We start from the raw sequence: 8414 nt of genomic DNA, 5'->3' as shown, positions 1-8414 counted from the left end.
GAGCCCGCCCCAGATGTTCTACCGCCCCGAAGATGGCCACGGCCTGCCCCACAACCCGTTCAACGCCATCGTCACCCCCCGCCCCATCGGCTGGATCTCGACCCGTGGCGCCGACGGGCAGGACAACCTCGCGCCCTACTCCTTCTTCAACGCGGTGGCCTATGTGCCACCGCAGGTGATGTTCGCCTCGACCTCGGCCAAGCCGGATCGCGGCGACACCAAGGATTCGGTGGCGCAAATCCGCGACAGCGGTGTCTTTGCCGTCAACATCGTCGAATACGCGATGCGCGACGCGATGAACCTGACCTCGGGCGCATGGGATCGTGACGTGGACGAATTTGCCCATGCCGGCATCGACAAGGCCGAATGCGACACGATCAACTGCCCTCGCGTGGCGAATGCGCCGGCCACGCTGGAATGCAAGCTGACGCAGATCGTGCAACTGCCCGGAGAGGCGAATTTTGCGGTCTTCGGTGAAGTCACCGGCATCCATATGCGCAACGACTGCATCAAGGACGGTGAATTCGACGTGCTGAGCTTCAACCCGCTGACCCGCATGGGCTACCGCGACTATTCGGTGATCCGCGAAAAGTTCAGCCTCAAGCGCCCCGGCGAATAGGTCATGTCTTGCGCCCTTTTGTTTCGCGCGCGAAACATTGGGGCCGATCCGGTCCTTTAGCAAAAGGTTTACGCACCATGCCCGTCAAACGTCTGCTCACCGAATTCGGCATGGGTTCGTCCCTGCGCCGTCAGGATTACACCGAAGCGGCGTCGCGCGCGGTCAAGGACGCGCTGTGGCACAATTCGATCAATCTGGCCGAGCTTTACGGCAAGGACAAATCCGACATGATGATCACCGTCGACGTGGGCGTACAGAACCCAGACGCGGTCGATACCAATGCCATCGCGGCGATCTTTCCTTACGGCCAGATCACCGTCACAGCGCGCAAGGGCGGGCTCGATGTGCCGCGCGGTGATGGTGGCAAGCCGACGGTGATCGCCAATGTCGCCATCTCGGTGGCGCTCGATCTGGAGGGCGTGGCATGAGCGACCAGCGCTTCATCATCGAAATGGGCATGGGCAACGACCAATACGGCATGGATTACACCAAGGCCGCCGCGCGGGCGATCGAAGACGCGATCCGCCATTCGTCGATCCCGCTGTTCGAGGCCACAGGTCTGCCGCATGACCAGATGCGCGTACAGGTGACGGTGGGTGTGGCCGAGCCCGAGAAGGTGGATTGCGCCGAACTGGCCAAGGGCCTGCCGCGCGGGCACGCCACGGTCACGGCGGTGGAGGGCGGCCTCAACGTCACCAACCCCGACAGCGGCGCGACGCTTGTCATCGCCACCGCCGCGGTCGAGGCGTTCCTGCCGAAGCAGACCGCCTAGAGCACCATCCGCCGCGTCATTCGCTGCTGTCCTTGCCCGCGGCAAAGGCCCGTTCGCGGGCGCTTGGGTGCTCCGAAGGGCGGAACGGCACCTCGCAGACCTCGGCTTCGACGGCATGGCCGGAATTCACGCTGTAGGATTCGGGCAGTTCGACCTTCAGCGCCGTGCCGATCTGCGACAGCCCGGGCGGCACCTGCGCCAGGGCGATGTTCACGCCCAGTTCCGGCGACCACCAGGCCGAGGTCACGTAGCCGACGCGCCGGCCGGTCTCGTCCTGCACCAGCCAGAAATCCGGCGCATAGTCGATGATCGGCTGCCCGCCCAGCTTGAGGCCGGCCAATTTCAGCTTGAACGGAAACCCGCCATCCTCGATCTCGGCGCGCTGGCGTTCCAGAGCGGCCTTGCCGATGTAATCGGCGGTCTTCTTCTTCGGAACCTGGTAGCCCAGGTTGACCTGGAACGGCGAGGTTTCGGCGTCCATGTCCTGGCCCCAGGACAGGATGCCCGCCGCGATCCTGCGGTGATGACCGGGGGCGATGACGCGCAGCCCGTAGGGCGCGCCCTGGCCGCGGATCGCGTACCAGACCGCCTCGGCGTGATGCGAGGCGTCCCGGACATAGACCTCGTAGCCTTTCTCGCCGGAGAACCCGGTCTGGCTGATGACGACCGGCGCACCGCCGATGGTGGCTTCCATCATCCCGTAATAGGGCACGTCGCGCAGCTCGGGCCCGACGATGTCGACCATCAGGTCTTCCGACAACGGCCCCTGCACCTGCAACGGGCAGACGTCGATCTCGTCGATCTCGACCTGCCAGTCGCCGCGGATGTTCACCCCCTTGAGCCAGAGCATCACGTCCGAATCCGAGATCGAGAACCAGAACTCGTCCTCGGCCAGACGCAGAAGGACCGGATCGTTGAGGATCCGGCCCTGGGGATCGCAGAGGATGCAGTACTTGCCATGCATCGGGTCGATCCGTGTCGCGTCGCGGGTGATGACGAAATTCACGAAATCCTCGGCATCCGGACCCCTCACCCGGATCTGGCGTTCGACGGCGACATTCCAGAGCGTGACGCGGTGCACCAGGCTGCGATACTCGGCCATGGTGCCGCCGTCCTTGTCCTTGACGTAGCCGCGGGGGTGATACATCCGGTTGTAGACGGTCGCCCGCCAGGCCCCCGCCTCGACGGACAGGTGCCAGAACGGCGACTTGCGCACCCGGGTCGAGATCAGCATCTCGACCGGTGTCGGCCCGGTCTGTCGCAGGTTGATCGGCACGATCCGGTCGCTCTGGTCGATATCGGGCACATTGGGATGGCTATAACGATTTTCGGCTGGGTTGCGTGTCGGCATGATCTTCTCCTCCTGACGCATCCGCTCAACGCATGCGCGCAAGCTGCGTTCCACCCCGCCGACGGCTTGAAGCGGCGCCCCGCTGCTGCCAGACTGTACAAGCACAGAAGCACGGAGCGGACATCATGGCGGGTCGGAAACTGGGCGTGATCGGCGGGTCGGGGCTCTATGCCGTGGACGGGTTGCAGGATGCCGAATGGCAGAGCGTCGACACGCCCTGGGGCGCGCCGTCGGATCAGGTCTGTTGCGGCACGCTGGGCGGGCTCGAGATCGTCTTCCTGCCCCGCCACGGGCGCGGCCATGTGCACAGCCCGTCGGACGTGCCCTACCGCGCCAATATCGACGCCCTCAAACGGCTGGGCGTGACGGACGTGATCAGCGTCAGCGCCTGCGGATCCTTCCGGGAGGAAATGGCGCCGGGCGATTTCGTCATCGTCGACCAGTTCATCGACCGGACCGTTGCCCGTGACACCAGCTTCTTCGGCACCGGCTGCGTCGCGCATGTGTCGATGGCGCACCCGGTCTGCGCCGCGCTTGGCACGGTCTGCGCCGACGCGGCGCGCGCAGCCGGTGTCACGGTGCACGAGGCTGGCACCTATCTCGCGATGGAAGGGCCGCAATTCTCGACCTTGGCGGAATCGACGCTCTATCGCGATCAATGGGGCTGCTCGGTGATCGGCATGACCAACATGCCCGAGGCGAAACTCGCCCGCGAGGCAGAGCTGTGCTACGCCAGCGTGGCGATGGTCACCGATTACGACTGCTGGCATCCGGCGCATGACGCGGTGGAGGTGACGGACATCCTTCGCGTGCTGACCGGAAATGCCGACGCCGCGCGCCGGATGATCACCGGACTGCCCACGCTGCTGGGACCGGATCGCGCGCCCTGTCCGCAGGGCTGCGACACCGCTCTCGAACACGCGCTCATCACCGCGCCCGGGGCCCGTGACCCGGCGCTGATCAAAAAGCTGGACGCCGTCGCGGGTCGCGTGCTGGTCGGGCCGGCCGACCGGACCGGATGACACCGCATGCCCCTTGACCTCTGGCTGACCTTCGTCGCCGCCTCCACCGCCCTGCTGCTGATCCCGGGTCCGACCGTCCTGCTGGTGCTGTCCTACGCGCTGAGCCAGGGACGCCGTGTCGCCTTCGCGTCGGCCAGCGGTGTGGCACTGGGGGATTTCATCGCCATGAGCCTGTCGCTGGCCGGTCTGGGCGCGCTGGTGCTGGCTTCGGCCACGCTCTTCACCCTGCTGAAATGGGCCGGCGCGGTCTATCTCGTCTGGCTAGGCATCAAGCTCCTGCGATCCGCCCCAGGCGCCGCCTTGCCCGCCACCCAACACCGCGTGCAGCCACGCGCGGTCTTTGCCCATGCCGCGCTGGTCACCGCGCTCAACCCCAAATCCATCGCCTTCTTCATCGCCTTCGTGCCGCAGTTCCTCACAGCCGACGCGGCGCTCCTGCCGCAATTCGCCCTGCTGATCTCCACCTTCGTCACCCTTGCGGCGCTCAACGCCTTTGCCTATGCGCTGGCGGCGGACCGGCTGCGCGGCTGGATCGGCCACGGATCGGTGATTGCCTGGCTGACCCGCGCCGGAGGGGCCACCCTGATCGCCATGGGCGCGCTGACCGCCATGGCCCGTCGCATGAATTGAGAGTGACATGACCAGCACAAAGACCGTCAAGGACTACATCCGCACCATCGTCGACTTCCCGCACGAGGGGATCCTGTTCCGCGATGTCACCACGCTCTTCGCCGATCCACGCGGCTTCCGCATGGCGATCGACCAGTTGCTGCATCCCTATGCCGGGCTCCGCTTCGACAAGGTGGTGGGGCTCGAAGCGCGCGGCTTCATCCTCGGCGGCGCGATCGCGCATCAGCTGTCGGTGGGCTTCGTGCCGGTGCGCAAGAAAGGCAAGCTGCCCGGCGCGGTGATCTCGGAAGACTACCTGCTGGAATATGGCGAGGCCGTGGTCGAGATCCATGACGACGCCATCCAGCCCGGCGAAAAGGTGCTCCTGGTGGACGACCTTCTGGCCACCGGCGGCACCGCCGAGGCCGGGCTGAAACTGATCGAGCGGCTGGGCGGCGAGGTGATCGGCTGCGCCTTCATCATCGACCTGCCCGATCTGGGCGGGCGCAGGAAACTCGAATCGCTGGGGATGGAGGTCCATGCACTCTGCGCCTTCGAGGGGCTCTGAGCCTTCTTCTCTTTCAAAATATGCTGGGGGTTTGGGGGTGAAACCCCCAAGACCTGCCGGAAACCAACCGGCGCCAAGCCCGGACCGGGGCCGCACGCCTGGCAAGGAGTGCCCCCGAATTTTCCAAAATTCGGCCCTGCCCGGGATGCGGGGTTCAGACGATCGTGGCCTCGGTCGCGGCGCGCAGCTCGTCCTCGGTCACACCGTCGGCGCATGCGACGATCTTGAGCCCGCCGTCCACCACGTCCAGTACACCGAGGTTCGTGATGATCCGGTCCACCACGCCCGTGCCGGTCAGCGGCAGGGTGCATTCCTTCAGAAGCTTGCTGTCGCCATGCTTGTTGGTGTGGTCCATGACGACGATCACGCGGCCCACGCCGGCGACGAGGTCCATCGCGCCGCCCATGCCCTTGATCAGCTTGCCGGGGATCATCCAGTTCGCCAGATCGCCGTTTTCGGCCACTTCCATCGCGCCGAGGATCGCCATGGCGATCTTGCCGCCGCGGATCATGCCAAAGCTGGTGGCGCTGTCGAAATATGACGTGTGCGGCAGTTCGGTGATGGTCTGCTTGCCCGCGTTGATCAGGTCGGGATCTTCCTCACCCTCATAGGGGAACGGCCCCATGCCCAGCATGCCGTTTTCCGATTGCAGCGTCACCGTCACCCCGTCGGGGATATAGTTCGACACCAGCGTCGGGATGCCGATGCCAAGATTGACATACATGCCGTCCTTCAGTTCCTGTGCCGCGCGCGCGGCCATCTGGTTGCGGTCCCATGGCATAATCGTCTTCCCCTCGTTTGTCGTCCTGCCGCGGAGTGCGGCGCTATTGCTTGTAATCCGTGAACCCGACCGGCACGTCGATCATGATGACCGTTCCGGCGGCGCCGCGCACCACGTTGAGCGTCGCATCCAGCCCGTCGAGCAAGGATGCCACAAGCCGCCCGCCGACGGAATGGCTGGATGGAAGCGCCATCTTGCCCGGAATGCCCACGCCGTCATCGGCGATGGTCATGCGCAGCCCGCCGGCGGCCAGCCGGTTGACCCGCAATTCCAGGTAGCCCTGGTCCAGCCCGTCGAAGGCATGCTGAAACGCGTTCGACACCAGTTCGAAGGTGATCAGCGACACCCGGATCGCGGTTTCGAGATTGACCTCGAGCGGTTCGACCAGCGACACGAAACGCACGCCCGGGCGGCCCTCGTTATGGGCGATGGTGTGCGAGATGCGTGACAGGAGCGACCCGAGGTCGACCCCGTCGCGGTTCCACTGCTGGTCCGCCAGCTTCATCTCTTCATAGACGAATTGCAGGCATTCCAGCCGTCCTGGCAGCACGTCCAGCAGGCGCAGCTGCCGCTTGAGATCGTCTTCGGTGGCCGGGCTGTCCACGTTGCTTCGAGCCACCAGGGTGCTGACGATGAGGCCAAGATCCTGGCTCACCCGCGAGCAGACGGTATCCAGATGCAGGCGCGTGGCCTCGGAAGAGCGGTCCTTCTCGTCGTCCCGCAATTCCTTCTGGATGCCGAGGTAATAGACCGGCTTGCCCAACCCGTCATTGATCGGCGCAATCAGGAGCCGGTTCATGAAGGCCTCGCCGGTGGCGCGATAGTTCAGGATGTCGACGCTGACATCCTCTCCGGCCTCGATGGCACTGCGGATCATCTCGATCGAATCGGGATCGGTATCCGGGCCCTGAAGGAACCGGCAATTTCGTCCGATCACCCGCGACCGTTCATAGCCGGTCGTGCGTTCGAAGGCGTCGTTTATATAGACGATCGGGTTGTCGCTGGTATTCGGGTTGGTGATCACCATTGCGACGCTCAGCCGGGAAAACCCGGCCAGCGCCTGGCCGTCGTCCAGCACCGATGTCAGTTTCGGTTTCTCAACAAAACGTTCCACGATGAAACGAGCCGCCTTCTGCCTCAGGCCGCGGGCCTGGGTCGGGTGGTGCGCTGTTCGATGCGCTTTTCATGCTCGCCCTGGATGATCCGGTTCACATAGATGCCCGGCAGGTGGATGTGATCGGGGTCCAGTTCGCCGGGTTCGACGATCTCTTCGACTTCCATCACGCAGATCTTGCCGCACATGGCTGCGGGCGGGTTGAAGTTGCGCGCGGTCTTGCGGAACACGGCGTTGCCGGTGGTGTCGGCCTTCCACGCCTTGACGATGGACAGGTCGGCAAAGATGCCCTCTTCCATGATGTAGGTCTCGCCGTTGAAGTCGCGGTGATCCTTGCCCTCGGCGATCACCGTGCCGACGCCGGTCTTGGTGTAGAAGCCCGGGATGCCCGCGCCGCCGGCGCGCATCCGCTCGGCCAGCGTGCCTTGCGGGTTGAACTCGAGCTCGAGCTCGCCCGACAGGTATTGCCGCATGAATTCGGCGTTTTCCCCGACATAGGAGCTCATCATCTTCTTGACCTGGCGGGTCTGCAACAGGATGCCGATGCCGAAATCGTCAACACCCGCGTTGTTGGAGGCGAAGGTCAGGTCTTTCACGCCGCTGTCGCGGATCGCGCTCAGCAGAAGCTCGGGGATCCCGCTCAGGCCGAACCCGCCCGCGGCAATCAGCATTCCATCGGACAGCAGCCCGTCAAGCGCCTCGGTTGCCGATCCATAGACCTTCTTCATCGCGATATCCCCCGCTGTTGAACGCTTCGCCGTTTTGGCGTGTCGTGCCCGCTAAGTCAACGCCACGGAAGGTCCTATCCGGATGTCCCGACCCGACGCCTTTTCGGCGGGCACGACACGGGGTCGGCAGCCGTTCGCAGGTCGCTTTCGTCAGACCAGCCGCACCTGCGTCCCGACTGGAACCAGGGCAAAAAGCTCTTCCACCGTTTCGTTGAACAGCCCGATGCAGCCATCGGACGACCGCCGCCCGATCTTGCGGGTGTCATGCGTTCCGTGGATCAGGTAGGCGGGCCAATCGAAGTAAAGCGCATGCGTTCCCAGCGGGTTGTCCGGTCCGGGGCCCATCGGCTTCCAATCGGGAAACCGCTCCATCTGGGACGCGGTGGGCGTCCAGGACGGGCCTTCCTTCTTGCGGACGATCTTCGTGTAGCCGCGCCGTGTCAGCTCGTCTGTCTTGGGAACCGAGGTCGGAAAGACCCGGTAATCGGAGGCGTCGGCGTTCCAGTAATGCAGCGCGCGCGACACCGTATCGCAGACGATCGCACCCTTGCCCAGGGTCTCGAAGTGATCGCGCCAATCCTGCTGCGCAAAAGACGAGATATTGCGCCGATTGATGCCTGCCCCGTCCTGTGCGCGCAGCACGGTCGGCATGGCAAGGGCGGCAACCGCGCCGCTGATGATCATGCGGCGTGAAACGAAGGGTGCGGTCATGGGAACTCCTGCTCTGTAGCTCGTTTTTCGCTCAGCATGCAGGCGCGACGCCGGAAGGACCAATCACAAAGAATTCAATCGCCGCGACGCTTTACCGCCACTGGGCCGTTGCCAGGACGGCGCCGGCTCCTATTTGGAC

The 8414-nt window shown here is 64.7% G+C and carries 11 protein-coding genes; 6 read left to right on the top strand and 5 right to left on the bottom strand.

Features of this window, described 5'->3' with window-relative positions; genetic code table 11:
* Window positions 1-13: 13 nt before the first annotated feature.
* From LCF60_RS22495 to LCF60_RS22485, 3 genes are all read left to right on the top strand, one after another.
* Window positions 14-619 (top strand): flavin reductase family protein, encoded by a 606-nt coding sequence (locus LCF60_RS22495; RefSeq protein WP_292294781.1) that lies wholly within the window; start codon window positions 14-16, stop codon window positions 617-619.
* Window positions 620-696: 77 nt separating this feature from the next.
* On the top strand, window positions 697-1047 hold the full coding sequence (locus LCF60_RS22490) for a Lin0512 family protein (RefSeq protein WP_292294780.1): 351 nt from the start codon (window positions 697-699) through the stop codon (window positions 1045-1047).
* A complete protein-coding gene (locus LCF60_RS22485) occupies window positions 1044-1391 on the top strand; it encodes a Lin0512 family protein (RefSeq protein ID WP_292294779.1) in 348 nt (115 codons plus the stop codon). Before LCF60_RS22490 ends, LCF60_RS22485 begins: the two co-directional genes overlap by 4 nt.
* 16 nt (window positions 1392-1407) lie before the next feature.
* On the opposite strand, the gene LCF60_RS22480 is transcribed toward LCF60_RS22485, so the two are convergent.
* On the bottom strand, window positions 1408-2742 hold the full coding sequence (locus tag LCF60_RS22480; protein ID WP_292294778.1) for a glycine cleavage T C-terminal barrel domain-containing protein: 1335 nt from the start codon (window positions 2740-2742) through the stop codon (window positions 1408-1410).
* Window positions 2743-2867: 125 nt separating this feature from the next.
* On the opposite strand from LCF60_RS22480, the gene LCF60_RS22475 reads away from it, so the two are divergent.
* From LCF60_RS22475 to LCF60_RS22465, 3 genes are read left to right on the top strand one after another with little or no spacing between them, the layout of a single operon-like run.
* Window positions 2868-3764: an S-methyl-5'-thioadenosine phosphorylase gene (locus LCF60_RS22475; RefSeq protein WP_292294777.1), complete on the top strand. Its 897-nt coding sequence runs from the start codon at window positions 2868-2870 to the stop codon at window positions 3762-3764.
* A gap of 6 nt (window positions 3765-3770) precedes the next feature.
* Window positions 3771-4394 carry a LysE family transporter gene (locus LCF60_RS22470; protein ID WP_292294776.1) on the top strand — a complete coding sequence of 208 codons (624 nt, stop codon included), beginning with the start codon at window positions 3771-3773 and terminating at the stop codon, window positions 4392-4394.
* Between the two features lie 7 nt (window positions 4395-4401).
* A complete protein-coding gene (locus tag LCF60_RS22465) occupies window positions 4402-4941 on the top strand; it encodes an adenine phosphoribosyltransferase (protein ID WP_292294775.1) in 540 nt (179 codons plus the stop codon).
* 154 nt (window positions 4942-5095) lie between these two features.
* Here the strand turns inward: LCF60_RS22465 and LCF60_RS22460 are convergent, their stop codons facing one another.
* From LCF60_RS22460 to LCF60_RS22445, 4 genes are all read right to left on the bottom strand, one after another.
* Window positions 5096-5722, bottom strand: coding sequence for a CoA transferase subunit B (locus LCF60_RS22460; protein ID WP_292294774.1), 627 nt, complete (start codon window positions 5720-5722; stop codon window positions 5096-5098).
* 43 nt (window positions 5723-5765) lie between these two features.
* Window positions 5766-6836 (bottom strand): PAS domain-containing protein, encoded by a 1071-nt coding sequence (locus LCF60_RS22455; RefSeq protein WP_292294773.1) that lies wholly within the window; start codon window positions 6834-6836, stop codon window positions 5766-5768.
* Between the two features lie 23 nt (window positions 6837-6859).
* Entirely contained in the window at window positions 6860-7564 is a 705-nt protein-coding gene (locus LCF60_RS22450; protein WP_292294772.1) for a CoA transferase subunit A, read from the bottom strand.
* Between the two features lie 150 nt (window positions 7565-7714).
* Complete coding sequence (locus LCF60_RS22445; protein ID WP_292294771.1) at window positions 7715-8275, bottom strand: L,D-transpeptidase; 561 nt, start codon at window positions 8273-8275, stop codon at window positions 7715-7717.
* Window positions 8276-8414 lie beyond the last annotated feature (139 nt).

Origin of the sequence: Marivita sp. (assembly GCF_020055635.1) — a bacterium.
In the GTDB taxonomy this organism is placed as follows: Bacteria; Pseudomonadota; Alphaproteobacteria; order Rhodobacterales; family Rhodobacteraceae; genus Marivita.
Note: the sequence above shows the minus strand (reverse complement) of the source record. Positions and strands in the feature narration are given on the sequence as shown.